The 14,783-nt window shown below is 67.6% G+C and carries 15 protein-coding genes; 2 read left to right on the forward strand and 13 right to left on the reverse strand.

Going from position 1 to position 14,783, the window contains the following annotated elements; all coding sequences use genetic code 11:
* Positions 1 to 97 precede the first annotated feature (97 nt).
* The 9 genes from CXY81_RS09380 to CXY81_RS09415 all read right to left on the reverse strand — a co-directional run bounded on the left by CXY81_RS09380 (position 98) and on the right by CXY81_RS09415 (position 9,203).
* The gene (locus CXY81_RS09380) at positions 98 to 547 is read right to left on the reverse strand and encodes a DUF2269 family protein (RefSeq protein WP_104194695.1); all 450 of its coding nucleotides are present in this window, start codon (positions 545 to 547) and stop codon (positions 98 to 100) included.
* Positions 548 to 620: 73 nt separating this feature from the next.
* Complete coding sequence (locus CXY81_RS09385; RefSeq protein ID WP_146067668.1) at positions 621 to 1,268, reverse strand: hypothetical protein; 648 nt, start codon at positions 1,266 to 1,268, stop codon at positions 621 to 623.
* Positions 1,269 to 1,375: 107 nt separating this feature from the next.
* Entirely contained in the window at positions 1,376 to 2,656 is a 1,281-nt protein-coding gene (locus tag CXY81_RS09390) for a ferrochelatase (protein ID WP_104194761.1), read from the reverse strand.
* Positions 2,589 to 3,776, reverse strand: a complete 1,188-nt coding sequence (locus CXY81_RS09395; protein WP_104194697.1) for a TIGR04053 family radical SAM/SPASM domain-containing protein — start codon at positions 3,774 to 3,776, stop codon at positions 2,589 to 2,591. Before CXY81_RS09395 ends, CXY81_RS09390 begins: the two co-directional genes overlap by 68 nt.
* A complete protein-coding gene (gene hemG, locus CXY81_RS09400; protein ID WP_104100599.1) occupies positions 3,773 to 5,203 on the reverse strand; it encodes a protoporphyrinogen oxidase in 1,431 nt (476 codons plus the stop codon). Before hemG ends, CXY81_RS09395 begins: the two co-directional genes overlap by 4 nt.
* Before the next feature lie 192 nt (positions 5,204 to 5,395).
* A complete protein-coding gene (locus tag CXY81_RS09405; RefSeq protein ID WP_104194698.1) occupies positions 5,396 to 6,811 on the reverse strand; it encodes an aminotransferase class V-fold PLP-dependent enzyme in 1,416 nt (471 codons plus the stop codon).
* A 390-nt stretch (positions 6,812 to 7,201) separates the two neighbouring features.
* The gene (locus CXY81_RS09410; protein WP_233194108.1) at positions 7,202 to 7,474 is read right to left on the reverse strand and encodes an ATP-dependent DNA ligase; all 273 of its coding nucleotides are present in this window, start codon (positions 7,472 to 7,474) and stop codon (positions 7,202 to 7,204) included.
* Positions 7,475 to 7,833: 359 nt separating this feature from the next.
* Positions 7,834 to 7,989: a hypothetical protein gene (locus CXY81_RS16415; protein ID WP_158252042.1), complete on the reverse strand. Its 156-nt coding sequence runs from the start codon at positions 7,987 to 7,989 to the stop codon at positions 7,834 to 7,836.
* Between the two features lie 185 nt (positions 7,990 to 8,174).
* On the reverse strand, positions 8,175 to 9,203 hold the full coding sequence (locus CXY81_RS09415; protein WP_104194699.1) for an NYN domain-containing protein: 1,029 nt from the start codon (positions 9,201 to 9,203) through the stop codon (positions 8,175 to 8,177).
* Positions 9,204 to 9,360: 157 nt separating this feature from the next.
* Between CXY81_RS09415 and CXY81_RS09420 the strand changes: the two genes are divergently transcribed.
* Positions 9,361 to 10,179, forward strand: a complete 819-nt coding sequence (locus CXY81_RS09420; RefSeq protein WP_104194700.1) for a pyruvate, water dikinase regulatory protein — start codon at positions 9,361 to 9,363, stop codon at positions 10,177 to 10,179.
* Positions 10,180 to 10,341: 162 nt separating this feature from the next.
* The gene (gene ppsA / locus CXY81_RS09425; RefSeq protein ID WP_104194701.1) at positions 10,342 to 12,780 is read left to right on the forward strand and encodes a phosphoenolpyruvate synthase; all 2,439 of its coding nucleotides are present in this window, start codon (positions 10,342 to 10,344) and stop codon (positions 12,778 to 12,780) included.
* A 230-nt stretch (positions 12,781 to 13,010) separates the two neighbouring features.
* On the opposite strand, the gene CXY81_RS09430 is transcribed toward ppsA, so the two are convergent.
* Genes CXY81_RS09430 through CXY81_RS17245 form a run of 4 tightly spaced genes read right to left on the reverse strand, consistent with a single transcriptional unit; the run spans position 13,011 to position 14,632 of the window.
* Positions 13,011 to 13,643, reverse strand: coding sequence for a TIGR03943 family protein (locus tag CXY81_RS09430; RefSeq protein ID WP_233194117.1), 633 nt, complete (start codon positions 13,641 to 13,643; stop codon positions 13,011 to 13,013).
* A complete protein-coding gene (locus CXY81_RS16420) occupies positions 13,637 to 13,774 on the reverse strand; it encodes a hypothetical protein (protein ID WP_158252043.1) in 138 nt (45 codons plus the stop codon). The genes CXY81_RS09430 and CXY81_RS16420 overlap by 7 nt, the downstream gene beginning before the upstream one ends.
* Positions 13,764 to 14,372, reverse strand: a complete 609-nt coding sequence (locus CXY81_RS09435; protein ID WP_255408691.1) for a permease — start codon at positions 14,370 to 14,372, stop codon at positions 13,764 to 13,766. The genes CXY81_RS16420 and CXY81_RS09435 overlap by 11 nt, the downstream gene beginning before the upstream one ends.
* Positions 14,276 to 14,632: a permease gene (locus tag CXY81_RS17245; RefSeq protein ID WP_255408690.1), complete on the reverse strand. Its 357-nt coding sequence runs from the start codon at positions 14,630 to 14,632 to the stop codon at positions 14,276 to 14,278. The genes CXY81_RS09435 and CXY81_RS17245 overlap by 97 nt, the downstream gene beginning before the upstream one ends.
* Positions 14,633 to 14,783 lie beyond the last annotated feature (151 nt).

Genomic DNA, 14,783 nt, shown 5'->3' on the forward strand with positions numbered 1-14,783 from the left:
ACCACAGACCCCATACCGGCATCGGCGGCAAATCACCCATCAACCGTGCTCACAACGTCAGTGGGAACAACAACTAGCCCGGCGAGACTGTAAACGGCTAGACCGGCTTGACCACCATCAGCACGACCACGACCACCAGGAGCAGCGAGACGATGCCCGAGCCCATGGCCACGCGCGAGTAACCGGCGACCTTGGCGCCGGCGACCCGGGTACCGCTGGCGGACTGCTCGGCGAGGAGCTCCGAGACCGACTTCATGGCCGGAACCACCAGGAACAGGCTGAGTACGAGGGCCACCGCGTAGAGCACGATCGACAGCCAGATCCAGGTCGACGCAAGGGAGGCGTTGTCCCTGAAGCCCACCGCGCCGAAACCGAGGAAGACCACCAGCAGCGACAGCAGAGTGAAGAGATTGGTGGACTTCGCCAGTGAGGCCACCTGGCCGGCTTCCCCGGCACGCATGGAGCGCATGGCGGTCATGGGGAGGATGGCCATGGGCCCGACGATGAAGACGCCGGAGACAATGTGCAGGGTGTTGAGGGGTTCCATTTTTCCAGCGTAGGCCCCCGCCGTCCGCTCGCCGGTGCACCGACACGTTTGAGGGGTTGGCGGCCCGCACCTCTCACGGCTGTCGTTTCGCGGCCCGCACCTCGGGGTGGTCGTCGGGCAGGGCGTGCCGGGAGCCGGCGCGCAGCAGCACGAGGTTCTTCCGCTCCCAGTCGAGCACGGCCTGCCGCTGCGGATCGATCGCCCGACCTTCCGCGCAAGCCGCGGCGGCGCGCCCGCAGACGCAGGCCAGCGGCATGCCCTCCACGGCGTGGTGCAGCTGCCCGATCCGCCAGAGCACGGCCATAGCCCAGTCGAGCTGACGGTGCGCGAGCTCGGTCTTCCGCTCGGCGCGCCGCACCAGGTCACTCTCGAGGAGCGCGCGCACCCCGGCGCTCTTCGTTCGGTCGGACTCGCCGGCCACGACGCCGCGCAGCTCCACCACCTGGGCTGTGAGCCCGTCGATCACCGCCTGCTGCTCGGCATCCGCCCCCGCCGACTTCTCGGCGAACTGCCGGTGGTTCTCCTGCTGGTCGGCGTATTGCCCGACCCACAGCTTGATGTGCTCCGCGTCCCGGCGGGTGGCCTTTTCCGCCCCCAGGTGGTGCAGGCAGGATGCGCAGACCACCTGGTCGGTCGCCGAGGTGAACGTGAACGGCTGCAGCGACTGGCAGCAGAAGCACTGCGCCCGGATGGCCACATACAACGGATACGGGTGGGTCACGGTTGGTCCTTCGTTAGCCTTCTTGAGCCCTATCGCCGAGCGTACCCAATCGGTGGGAGGCCGGGGTCACCCGCGGATGGCCATCCGTTCGGCCAGTTGCGCGGGCGTCAGCGGTGCGCTTCCCCCGATGAAGGACCTCCCTGGGCCGCGGGATTTCCTGCTGGGGATGAGGGTTCCGTCCCCGGCCTCCGGGCCGGCCCCTTTTCGCAGCATCCCACCGGGCACGCATCCGTCCATGGTCCGAGCGCGGTGAGCGCGCAGCGTTCCGGGGTTGTTGCCGGCGTCAGTCGCTCAAGCACCAGGTCGACGAGCCCCGCCACGAACTCCCGGTGCAGGCCGGGGGTCGACACCCGGGTAAACCCCAGGTCGTGCGCGGCGGCAGTGGCCGCCGCCTCCGTGTCGAGGTCCCAGGAGACCTCCATGTGGTCGGAGATGAATCCGATCGGCACCACGACGACGGCCCGCGTGCCGGCCGCGGCGAGCACGACGATGACGTCGTTGACGTCAGGTTCGAGCCAAGGCATTTCGGGCGGACCCGACCGCGACTGGAATGCCAGAGACCAGGCCGGGGTGGCGTCGGCCACTGTGTCGTCGTCCGCCGCCGCTGAAACGGCGGCCATCACCACCTCCGCGACGGCCCGGTGCTGCGCATCGTAGGCCCCGCCGGCACCGAAGGATCGCTCGCGTGGGCCGCTCTGCTCGGCATCCGCCATCGGGATGGAGTGGGTTGTGAAGAGCACGTGAACGTCGTCCGGGGCCAGGCCCTGCCGCGCGAAGTCGGCGAGGGCGGAGCGGACGCCGAGCACGAACGGGGCGACGAAGCCGGGATGGTCGAAGTAGGGGCGAACCGCGTCGATGCGCACGGCGTCGCCGAGCCCGGTGGCGCACCGCGCCTCGGCCAGGTCTTCCCGGTACTGCCGGCAGCTCGAGTAGGAGCTGTACGCGCTCGTCGTGAGCGCGAGCAATCGGGTGTGGCCGGCGTCGACGGCCGCAGTCACGGCGTCTCGCAGGTACGGAGCCCAATTGCGGTTCCCCCAGTACACCGGTACGAAGGTGCCTCGGGCGGCCAGTTCGGTCTGGAGCGCGTCACGGAGCGCCCGGTTTTGGGCATTGACCGGGCTCACACCACCCGAGGCGCGGTAGTGGGCGGCCACGGTTTCGAGGCGTGCGTCCGGAATTCCGCGGCCCCGGGTGACGTTCCGGAGGAACGGGATGACGTCGTCCTGGCCCTCGGGGCCTCCGAAGCCGAGGAGGACCACGGCGTCGTACCCGGCTGGCTCCGCGGCAGGCGCGGGCACGAGGCCATCCACTGGCTGGGACTCAGGCACCGACGTGGGCGCCGGCCGCGCCGGGCTGGAACGGGCAGGCCGGGTCTTCCCCCAGCGGATCGCCGCTCGACGCGAACGCGCGGGCTCGGGAGCCCCCGCACAGGTCCGCGTACTCACAGCTGCCGCAGCGGCCGGTGAACTCCGTGGCCCGGATCTGTTTGAGTAGCGGGTTGTCCCGGTAGATCTCGGCCAGCGGGGTCGTGCACACGTTCCCGAGGCCGAGTGGCAGGAACCCGGCCGGGTAGACCTCGCCGTCGTAGGCCACGAAGACGATGCCCTTGCCGTCGCGGGTCGACGCGGTCTGCGCCCGCGGCAGGCCCGCGGGCGGCCCCATCAGGGCTTCCAGCCTCGCGAACAGGGAGTTGTACGGTGCGCTCGTCGGTGCAGGGTCACCGGCGCGTCGGCGGGCGACGATTCGCCGGAAAAAGGGTGCCTCGACCGTGCGCACGATGAAGCCGTGCTGGGAGGCGTCGAAGAGGAAGTGGCAGATGTCTTCGTGCTCCGCTGAACTGACAGCCTCGGTCGAGACGCCGCGGCCGACCTGGACGAGGAAGAAGACCTCCCAGATAGCGGCGCCGGCGTTCTTGATCAGGGCCGCGACATCCGCGAGCTCGTCGACATTGGCGCGCATGACGGTCGTGTTGACCTGGACGGTCAACCCCGCCGCGGCGAGAGCCCGGATCGCCGCCACGGTGTCGTCGAAGTGGCCCGGGATCCCGCGCACGCCCTCATGGGTCGCGGCGACTGCGCCGTCAAGGCTGATCGACACCGCCTTGACCCCGCTCGCCACGATCCGTTCGATCATCTGCGGAGTAAGAGTCGGCGTGACCGACGGGGACAGCGCCGTCGGCAGTCCAAGGCCGGTGGCGTAGTCGACGAGTTCGAACAGGTCAGGGCGCATCAGGCAGTCGCCGCCGGTGAGCACCAGGATCGGGTACGGCCGGCCGAATCCGGCCACCTGGTCGATCAGCTCTTTGCCCGCTGACGTGGTCAGCTCGCCCGGTAGGGCTTGCATCGTGGCGCTGGCCCGGCAGTGTTTGCAGGCAAGCGGGCAGGCGCGGGTGGTTTCCCAGAACACCAGCATCGGGCGCTGCGCGTAGTCCGGGCCCTTTCCACGGCGGGCGGTCGGCAGGGTCGGCAACACAGCGGTCTCGCCGAGGGGGATGCTGAGCCCGCTCATGCGGGCACCTCGCTCGCGGGACGCGCATCGGTCAGAAGCTGCGCGAGCTTGTCGGCGGTGCGCTCGGCATCGGCCACGCAGCTGGCCAGCCCGACCCCCCGGTAGGCGGAACCGGTCAGGTAGAGCCCCGGCAGCCGACCCAGAGCCACCTCCGCGGCGGCGAGCCGGCCCTGATGGCCGACGATGTACTGCGGCATCGCCTGCAGCCAGCGCTCGATGTGCTGCTCGGTCGGTCGCCCGGTCAGACCCATGGCCTCGACGAGTTCGGCGTGCACCTGGCTGACCAGGGTGTCCTCATCGAGGTCCATCCAGCGCTGGTCGCGGCGCCTGCCCACCATGCAGCGGATGATCATGGTTGTGTCATCGGCGAGGTGCGGCCACTTGGCGCTGGACCAGGTGCAGCCGACAATGAGTTTGCCTTCCTCCGGCGGCACCAGGAAGCCCGTGCCGACGAGGTTGTGGGCGACGGCGGAGCGCGGATAGGCCAGGCAGATCGTGGCAACATCGACGTAGGGAATACCCGCCAGCGCGGCGGCCAGGTCGGGGGCTTCCTTGCGCACCATGTCCGCCGCAGCGAACGCGGGAGTGGCGAGCACCACCGCGTCGGCCTCGAGCACCGTGCCATCGCTCAGTTTCACCTCATAGCCGGCGGTGCCGCGCGACACGGAGACGACCGCCGTACCGAGGCGCACATCGTCGCCCACGACGTGGACGGCCAGTGCGTCGATCAACCGGGCGAGTCCCCCACGGAGGGTGACGAGGACCGCGCCTCCTGCTCCGGCGGGCTTGGGTGGGGCATTCCGGCGTCGGCGCCGCAGTCCGAGGTAGAGGCTGCGATTGCCGCGGGCGAGAGCGTCGATGTCAGGCGCGGTGCTCCGAGCACTGAGCTCGTCGGCCCTGCCGGCATGCACACCGCCGAGCAGCGGATCGACGAGGCGGTCGAACACCTGCCCGCCCATCCTCGGGCGAACGATTTCGGCGATTGTGGGGTCGTCTGGCAATCCCGCCGGGGCCGCCTTCACGAGGTCCAGGGCCGCACGGGCCAGGCCGAGCGGCGACAGCAGTCGGGATTTCATCAGGGGCAGCAGCCGATCGGGGATGCCGAAGAGGGTGCCGGCTGGGAGCCGTCGCAGCTTACCGCGCGACCAGATGCGTGCGCCGGACCCCGCGGGGGCCACGACGAGGTCGCTGACCCCGAGGTCCTCGATGAGGGCTGCCACCACGGGTGCCCGCACCATCAGCGCGTCAGGTCCGACGTCAACGAGGTGCCCGCCGAATTGTTCAGTGGAGATCTTGCCTCCCAACCGCGCCCCACCCTCAACCAGAGTGAGACGCACCCCGTCGCCAAGCCGGCGGTGCAGGTAGTGTGCTGTCGCCAATCCGCTGATTCCGCCGCCGACGATGACGACCCGTGGTTGAGCGAGCATTCGACATACCTCCAGTTGCCGGTGAATCCGGGGCAACCGGCAACCTGTGGCAATCCTTGTTACTTCGATCCTACGACCGTCGTCTCCAGCGGCCTCTCGCGGGCCGTCGGTGGCGGCCGCCGATCGGAGCACGAATCGCCGCCCGGACCGGGCCCGGGCCAGCCCTGGAATCAGCCCGGACCACGGCCGTATTCACGCCTTCACATATTCCGTCGGACGGTTGCGCGCGACCACCGCGCAGGCCCGTTCGACGGCAGCCACGGATGCGGCGACGTCGTCCGCATCCGTCGACCAGTTGCTCACGGAGACCCGCAGCACATCCCGGTCCTGCCAACGCGAACCCGACATCCAGGCGGTTCCCTCCTTGAGTAGTTCTTCCGTCACCCGTCGGGTGTGCTCGTCGTCGCCGAAGCTGACGCAGACCTGGGTGAAGACCACGTCGTTGAGCACCTCGGCGCCGGTGATGCGACCCAGTCCGTCGGCGATGGCCCGGGCGTGATCGGCAAGCCGCTCCACCAGCATCACGGTGCCCGATCGGCCCAGGGAGCGCAGAGCCGCCCAGACCGGAACGCCGCGCGCCCGGCGCGACAGCTCGGGCACCTTTTCGTAGGGGTCACCCGGACCGGTCTCGTCGGCGAACAGGTAGCTCGTGTGCACCCCGAAGGTGGACCGCAGCTCGGCGGGCCTGGCCACGATGGCCATGCCACAGTCGTAGGGCACTTGGAGTGTCTTGTGCGCGTCGGTGGCCCAGGAATCGGCGGTGTCGAGGCCTGCCAGCTGCTCGCGGTAGCGCGGGCTCACTGCGGCCCAGAGGCCGAAGGCGCCGTCGACGTGCACCCAGGCACCATGCTGGTGGGCGAGGTCGGTGAGTTCACCGACCGGGTCGAAGGCGCCGGAGTGCACATTGCCGGCCTGAAGGCAGACGATCGCGGGGCCAGTGCCCTGGTTGAGCGCGGCCGCCAGGGCCTCGGGGAGCATGCGGCCCTGGTCGTCGGCCGGGACGACAATGGGGGCGCCGAGTCCCAGGTAGCGCAGGGCCAGGTCAATCACCGCGTGGCGCTCATCGCCCACGTAGACGGCGACGCGGGGCGCCCCGGCCAGACCGGCGATCGCGACGTCCCAGCCGGCGCCGCCGAGCACATGATCGCGTCCGGCCGCCAAACCCACGAAGTTCGCCATGGTGGCCCCGGTGGTGAAGCCCACATCGGCGCCGTCCGGCAGACCCAGCAGATCGAGGATCCAGCCGCCGGCGGCCTCCTCGGCGGCGGCCGTGGCCGGGGTCGCGAAGCGCATGCCGGCGTTCTGGTCCCACGCGCTGACCAGCCAGTCGGCTGCCAGGGCTGCCGGCAACGTGCCGCCGATCACCCAGCCGAAAAAGCGGCCGGACGTCATCGCCATCAGCCCCGGTTCGGCCAGCCGGGCCAGCTCGTCGATCACCTCCGCCGGGTCCGTCGGCTGCAGCGGCAGCGGCGCTGCGAAGCCCGCGGCGAGGGTGTCGGCGTCGACGCGTGGCCCCACGGGCCGGGTGGGCAGGGAGGAGAGCCAGTCCAGGGCATGGGCTTTCGCTCGCTCCAGGGCCTGACGATAGTCATCCGGGTCAGCAGACATGCCGAGATTTTATGCCCGCCGGGAGACCACCGAAAGAGCGCTGTTTTCCGGGCGCGGGTCGTCGCTGGCGAGGATGACCCATCGGAGGCGATCGCGACCCCCGTCCCGGCTCCGACGGCGATGCCCCCGTCGGCCTGCGTCGGCGAACACGCGGTCGATGCCCGGTTCCGCGGCGACCGGCCGGTTTTGTTCCGACATGGGGGCTCGTCCAGCCGAAATTCAGCCCATCCGCCGTACCGTGGTCAATGGAGTTCCCCCACTCCAAACGAATCGGCCCCGGCAGATTCCTCGCCTCCCCCCAGGCGCGGTGAAGCCGGGGCTTTTTCGTGGCGGTCAGCGAACTCCCTTGAACAAATCACGGCCGATCGGCTCTCGCGACCGCTCTGAGAATCAGAGTCGCACTTCCCCCGGTTGGGGCGGCTCTGGGGTGACGCGCAGACCGGCGGGTGTGTTCGAGATGCGGACGAGTTCCTCCACCCATGCCCGGTTCAGGAGAGGTTCTTTGCTGCCTTGAAAGTTGAACTGCAACGGGATGGTGGGGTGGATCCAGATGGAGCTGTGGCCGCTGCCAGCCGCCGCCGTGTACTCCCAGGAGAAAGAGAAGCTCTCCCCTCGACGCACCTTGGCGAGGATGACGATCTTGAGCTGCGAGACCCCGATCATCGAACTCGACAATGACAGAGGGATTTCCGTAGCCAAATTCGCCCATGATTATTGTCCGAGTCCCACGTCGATGTCGCCCATCATGGCATCGAAGTCCTTCGCTGTTGCCTCTGCGTCCCCGTTTTTTTCCACAGTTCCCTTGATGCCCACATCCGGCAGCTGCGGAACGGGAAAACGACGTGCCTCCTCTTCTTCACCGTCGCCGACATCGGCGATATCCCTGGCCCCGAAGCCACGGCGGGTGTTGTTCGGGACGCTCCAGCGCCCTGCACGGAGCAGAAGGCCCCTTGCGCGAAGCGTAGGGGGCCTCCTGTACGGACGCCGCGTCAAGGGCAGATCCGGTCCGTGCACCGAGTCAGTTAGCGGCGGTTGTCGCGCTCGTCACGGTCGTAGTTCTCACGGCTTCCCGATTTGGCCAGGCCGCGGCTAATCATGTAACCGATGGTGAGGAGCGTGGCGGACAGACAGGCGGAGCTGGCCCCGAAACCCTGCCCGTCGTCCCCGTTATCGACCATGGCGGAAGCGATGAACGCGCGACGAGAATCAGCATTCAGGCGATGAATTCGGTCGTCTTGAAAGCAGCCTTCGTCTCGGTCGAAACGCTCACGGGCTCAGATCACACCGCTGTCTGTGTTCGACGGAACCTGGTTCTGACACACCACGCGTTGCTCCTGCTCGGCGCCGGACCGCACGGACCGACTCAGCGTCCGGCGTTGGCCTCCGGGCGCAGACGGATGAGCCGATGCGGGCCATCTTCCTGCAGCTCGGCCACCTCGCTGCGCGAGGAGAGGAAGTCGGTGAAGGAACGGAAGCCGAGCGGTTTTTCGTTGAACGAGGGATCCATCCGGCGCATCTGGTTCTTTACCGTGCCGGTGTTCAGCCACTCGTCGTCGTCGCCCTTTGCGTGCCCGATCTGCAGGGCACGCACGAGGAGCTCCGACGCGATTGTCTGAGGGTCGATGTCCTCGGCCGGTTCCGGCTCCGGCTCGTCGAATTGCGAACTGATGGTGTGCGAGAACATCGGGATCGTCGTCAGGGTGCGGGCTTTGACGGGCACCGTCTTGGGTGGCACGGTCGCGGGTTCTGCGGCCTTCCTGCCCGACGGGGGCTTCTGCACGAGCGCCACGGGGGCGGGCGCGGCGGCGGCGACCTTCGCTATGCCGGGGAGAGAGTCATAGTCTTCGAATTCGTCGCACGCAGCCGCGAGGGAGGTGCTGGTCGACCCGGCCACTCCAATGCCCACCACGAAGCGACCGAGACGTTTCGACTTCTGGGCGAGGGCGATGTAATCCGAGTCACCGGCGACGATGATGACGTGGGTGAGGTCGGGCAGCCGGAAGAGGTCTTCGACCACGTCGACGGCAAGACGGATGTCCGCCCCGTTCTTCGTTCCCCGCGTTGTCGTGGTGAATAGCTGGGTGAGGTCAACCGCTCGGGACATGAGCTGGCGTTGGTAGCTCGCATTCACGGGCACGGACCAGTCGGCGTACGCGCGATTGACAACCAGCGTGCCGAACGACGCGGCGAAATCAATGATCGCGTTGAAGTCGACCGTCGCGGCGTTCAGCTTCGCGGCAACCTCGGGCTCGGCATCCGCGCTCGATCTGTCGAAATTACGGATGCCATCGCGCTGGAAGGCATTTCGTCCGTGTAGTTGCTGATAGCGAGAGACGACGATGTTGTCGAAGTCGATGTAGAGGCCGACGCGTGCATCATTCGGTTCAGTCATGGTGGGTTCCTTAGCTACCGGGCGGACGAATCAGTCGCAACCCCAGACTCAAGTCTGCTGCGCACGATGCGACGACGGCAACTCGCGGAATCGACTGCGGCGCTCAGTACGCGCGCACCGATCCGCGCCGAGCCTGCCGGGAGGTACACAATGAGGTATGGCCACTGACGATCCATGCCCGGTTTTCTTTCTCTCGGATAGCACCGGAATCACGGCGGAAACGCTCGGGAGCACCCTCCTGTCCCAGTTCCCCACCGTGGAGTTCGACCGCACGACGATCCCGTTCATCCTGAATGTGGACCAGGCCCAGGCCGTGGTCGACCTGATCGACGCTCTGGTGGAGCGCGGCCAGAAGCCGATCGTATTCTCCACGGCCGTGACCAGCGACATCCGCCGCACCCTCGGCACCTGCACGGCCACCCTGATCGACCTGCTCGGAACCTATCTCGGCGAGCTCGAGGAGACCCTGGCGACGCAGGCCAGCAACGAACCAGGGCGCGCCCACGGCCTCGGCAACGCCGCCCGCTATCAGTCCCGCATGACGGCCGTCGAATACGCGATGGAGCACGATGACGGCCAGAGCCTGCGAGCGCTCGAGAAGGCGCAGCTGATCCTGGTGGCCCCGTCGCGCTGCGGCAAGACCCCCACCACGATGTACCTGGCGCTGCAGCACGGCATCTTCGCGGCGAACTTTCCCCTCGTCGACGAGGACTTCGAGCGGGAGGGTCTCCCCAAGCCACTGCGACCGTTCGTGGACAAGTGCTTCGGGCTCACCACCAATCCCCTGCGCCTGAGCCAGGTGCGCACCCAGCGCCGGGAAGGTTCGCCCTACGCGTCTCTGCGGCAGTGCGGGTTCGAGCTGCGCAGTGCGGAGCGACTCTATGCCTCCCACGGAATCCCGTTCCTCAACTCGGCGAGCATGTCCGTGGAGGAGATGTCGGCCATGATTCTGCAGCAAATGAACCTCAAACGCTGACTCACATTCAAAACGCAGACAAGTGAACATGTCAATCAAGTAAACAAATTGCGCTCAGGCCGGATAGACCTGTCACTATGGGAACAGGGCGCTTATCCATGAGGTGAGCCTCCTCACCTCGTGGCCTCACCTCTGGTCGCACACTGCAAGGGAGCAGAACACATGACGACAGACATCCTCTGGTTTTCCGAAATCGGACTCACGGACCTGGACCGGGTGGGCGGCAAGAACGCTTCCCTGGGCGAAATGGTGCAGAATCTGACGTCGGCCGGCGTCAAGGTGCCCGACGGATTCGCCACCACCGCGGACTCCTACCGCCGGTTCCTGTCCGATTCCGGTTTGGACCAGCGGATCATCGAGCGCCTGCGGGGCCTCGACATCGACGACGTCACCGCGCTGGCATCGGCCGGCAAGGAAATCCGCGGCCTGATGCGTGACACGCCCTTCCTGCCCGAGTTCGAGTCCCAGATCCGGGCCGCCTACGCGGCCCTGGTCCTGAAGCACGGCGGCTCCGACGACATTTCCTGGGCGGTGCGTTCCAGCGCCACCGCCGAGGACCTTCCGGATGCGTCCTTCGCCGGTCAGCAGGAGACGTTCCTGAATGTGCGCGGAATCGAGAACATCCTGCCGGCCATCAAAGATGTCTTCGCCTCCCTCTACAACGACCGGGCGATCGCCTACCGGGTGCACCACAATTTCGAGCACGCCGAGGTGGCGCTGTCGGCCGGGATCCAGCGCATGGTGCGCTCGGACATCGGCTCCTCCGGGGTCATGTTCACGATGGACACCGAATCCGGCTTCCGCGACGCGGTCTTCATCACCTCCTCCTACGGTCTGGGCGAGGCCGTCGTGCAGGGCGCCGTCAACCCCGACGAGTTCTACGTCTACAAGCCGGCACTCGAGGCCGGCCGTCCCGCCATCCTCAAGCGCACCCTCGGCGAGAAGGCGCTGCAGATGACCTTCACGAAGAACCGTGAAATCGGCCGCACGATCGACTTCGTTCCCGTGGACGTCGACCTGCGCAACCTGTTCAGCATCACCGATGCCGACGTGGAGGAGCTGGCCCGCCACGCCCTCTCGATCGAGGCGCACTACGGACGCCCGATGGACATCGAGTGGGGCAAAGACGGCATCGACGGCGGCATCTACATCCTGCAGGCCCGCCCGGAGACGGTGCAGTCGCGAGCGACCGCGGTGTCCCAGAGCCGGTTCAAGATGAACGAGACCGGTAAGGTCCTGGTCGAGGGCCGCGCCATCGGCCAGCGGATCGGCGCCGGAAGCGTGCGCATCCTCTCGTCCATCGACCAGATGGCGAGCTTTGCCACCGGCGACGTGCTCGTCGCGGACATGACCGACCCCGACTGGGAACCGATCATGAAGCGCGCCAGCGCCATCGTGACCAACCGCGGCGGCCGCACCTGCCATGCCGCGATCATCGCCCGCGAACTCGGCATTCCCGCGGTTGTCGGCACCGGGACCGCCACCGACATCCTCTCCGACGGCCTCGCAGTCACGGTGTCCTGCGCCGAGGGTGAGGCGGGCCTGATCTACGAAGGGCTGCTCGACTTCGGCATCGAGGAGACCGCGCTCACCACCCTGCCGCCGGCCCCGGTGAAGGTCATGATGAATGTCGGCACCCCGGAGCAGGCGTTCACGTTCGCCCAGCTGCCCAACCACGGCGTGGGTCTCGCCCGGCTCGAATTCATCATCAACCGTCAGATCGGCATCCACCCCAAGGCCTTGCTCAACCTGGCCGACCAGCCCGCCGACGTGGCCCGCGAGATCAACACCCGCATCGCCGCCTACGGCAACCCGCGCGACTACTACATCAAGCGCCTGGCCGAGGGCGTGTCCACGATCGCGGCCGCCTTCGCGCCGGAGACCGTAATCGTGCGGATGAGCGATTTCAAGTCCAACGAGTACGCCAACCTCATCGGCGGACCGGCCTACGAGCCGCACGAAGAGAACCCGATGCTCGGGTTCCGCGGGGCGTCCCGCTACCTCGAGCCCTCGTTCCGGGACTGCTTCGACCTCGAATGCGAGGCGCTCTCATTCGTGCGAAACGAGATGGGGCTGACCAACGTCAAGCTGATGATCCCCTTCGTGCGCACCCTGGACGAGGCCGCGGGCGTTATTGAACTGCTTGCCGAGAACGGGCTGCGCCGTGGGGAGAACGGCCTCGAGATCGTCATGATGTGCGAGCTGCCGGCCAATGCGCTGCTCGCCGACGAGTTCCTGGACTACTTCGACGGGTTCTCCATCGGCTCCAACGACATGACGCAGCTGGCGCTCGGCCTCGACCGCGACTCGGCGATCGTCGCCGGCGGCTTCGACGAGCGCGACCCGGCCGTGAAGAAGCTGCTCAGCATGGCGATCGCGGCCTGCAAGGCCCGCGGCAAGTATGTGGGCATCTGCGGTCAAGGCCCCAGCGACCACCCGGACTTTGCCGAGTGGCTCGTCGCCGAGGGCATCGACTCCGTGTCGCTGAACCCCGACACCGTGGTCGACACCTGGCTGCGGCTCGCCGGCGTGACCGCGGGCAGCAACCACTTCGGCACGGATGACGCCGCCACCGACCCCAAGGAGGCCTCGGCCGCCTGATCGGAGGTCGAGCTCGCCGAGCCCCGCGGGCGGCGCCCGAATCACCCGGGAACGTGCCACGCAGCTCGGCGCACTCCGGACATCCGTCGTCGGTGCCCAAACTCGGAGATTTTCACGACACGCCGCGAGATCAGGCCGCCCAGCCGGCGTTTCGGCAATTTCTCCGAGTTTGCGTAGCGACGGATGCAGCGGGCACCGGGCGTCAGAGCGGCCCGATCAGCTTGCCGGCGTCAGTAGACGTACGGCTGGGCGGGCTGGTCCGTGGGCGTGATCTCGCTCGGAACCAGGGCGATGGCCTCCTCGCTGCGGATGCTCGGGTTGGTGTCGAAACCGCTCTCGATGGCAACCCAGCTGTCGGTCGGGAATTCGTCCTGCCAGCCGGAGTAGTAGACGGGGATGCCGACCGGCTGCGCGTCGACCGCGCAGCAGGACACGACGAAGCGGGCCACGAAGAACACATTCTCGGGGTCGCTCGTGTCGGGCGTGACGAACCCGGTCACGGTCGCGGTCTTGTCGGCGAAGAAGTCCTCGCCGCCGCCTTGGCGCACCAACGAGGACCAGTCCCGCACGGTGAAGGTCGAGTAGTCGCCGCCGACGAGGTCGCTCGCCTCTTTCTGCGTGATGAGCGAGGTCGAGCCATTCAGGTCGCGCTTGGCGACCGTGGCCGTGGTCAGGGTCCCCGGCGGCAACACCAGGAGGCCCCCGGTGGCCGCGACGATGATCAGGATGCTGCCGGCCGACCAGAGCCACGCCCAGCGTCCTCCGTCGCCCTCAGGCAGCTCGTGCTCGTGCTCGTCTTCGGCTGCGGGCAGGAGAGCGAATGCGGCCACCACCAGCGCGGCGGCGATCACGGCCATCACCATGGTGAACACGAAGTACCGGGGTGGATGTAGAGCCCGAGCTGCCCGCTGACCCCCAGCCAGACCGTGGCCACAATGCCCACGATGCTGAGGAGCGCGCCCTGCCAGCGCCGCAGGAGCCGTCTAAACGACATAGTTGATCGCCAATCCGAGAACCGCGGAACAGAGAGCCACAATCAGGGTGAGTTGCATCAGGGTCTTAGCCGTGAAGGGCGTGCGCAGCAGGGCCAGCATCTTGATGTCGATCATCGGGCCGAAGACCAGGAAGGCCACGATGGCGCCGGGCATGAACGTCGCACCGAACGAGAGGATGAAGAAGGCGTCGACGTTGAAGCAGATCGAAACCACGAAGGCCAGGGCCATCAGCGCCAGCACGGACCAGGCCGGGTGGCTGCCGAGCGTCACGAGCACCTCGCGGGAGACGGCGGTCTGGATCAGCCCGGCCGGTCCGGCGCCGATAAAGAGCGCCGGCAACATCGCGCTGGTCTCCTTCGTGAACAGACCGGCGCTGCGCTTGATCTTCCCGTCGGCCGCGTCATGGTGGTCGCCGAGTGCACAGGCATCCTGAAACCGGGGAGCGAGCAGGGACTCGGGTTTCAGGTGCCGGCTGTAGATGTAGCAGATCAGGTTGGCGATCAGGAATCCGCCGGCGATGCGCCAGACCAGGATGCCACTGTCCCAACCGAGGTCACCGGGTTGAGGATCGGGGCCGCGAAGAGTAACGTCATCGATTCGCCGACCGTCAGCCCCTTGGCGATCAGGCCGCGCGCCAGAGGCACATTGCCGCACTCGCAAACCGGCAGCAGCATGCCCAGCAGCGAGAGTACGACCCGCCGGGCGACTGGGTTCTTCGGCAGGCGCCGCAGCAGGAACCCCTCCGGCAGCCAGGTCTGCACCACGATCGACAGCACGATGCCGAGGAAGACGAACGGCAGTGACTCGACCACCACGCTGATCGACAGGGTGACGAAGTCGCGGAAGGTGTCCGCCACGGTGTCGGCAGGGGCCGCGGCCGGGCCTCCGGCGCGCGGTGAAGGGCCGCGCGGCGATGGCCTGACTCATGGGTATATCTTGTCCTGTTTCGACTCGGTCGCGCTCGGGACAGGAAGCCATCGGCAGGAGGTTGGCGGGGGCATCCGTCGG

Origin of the sequence: Cryobacterium sp. M25, from assembly GCF_002929635.1 — a bacterium.
Classification (GTDB): domain Bacteria; phylum Actinomycetota; class Actinomycetes; order Actinomycetales; family Microbacteriaceae; genus Cryobacterium; species Cryobacterium sandaracinum.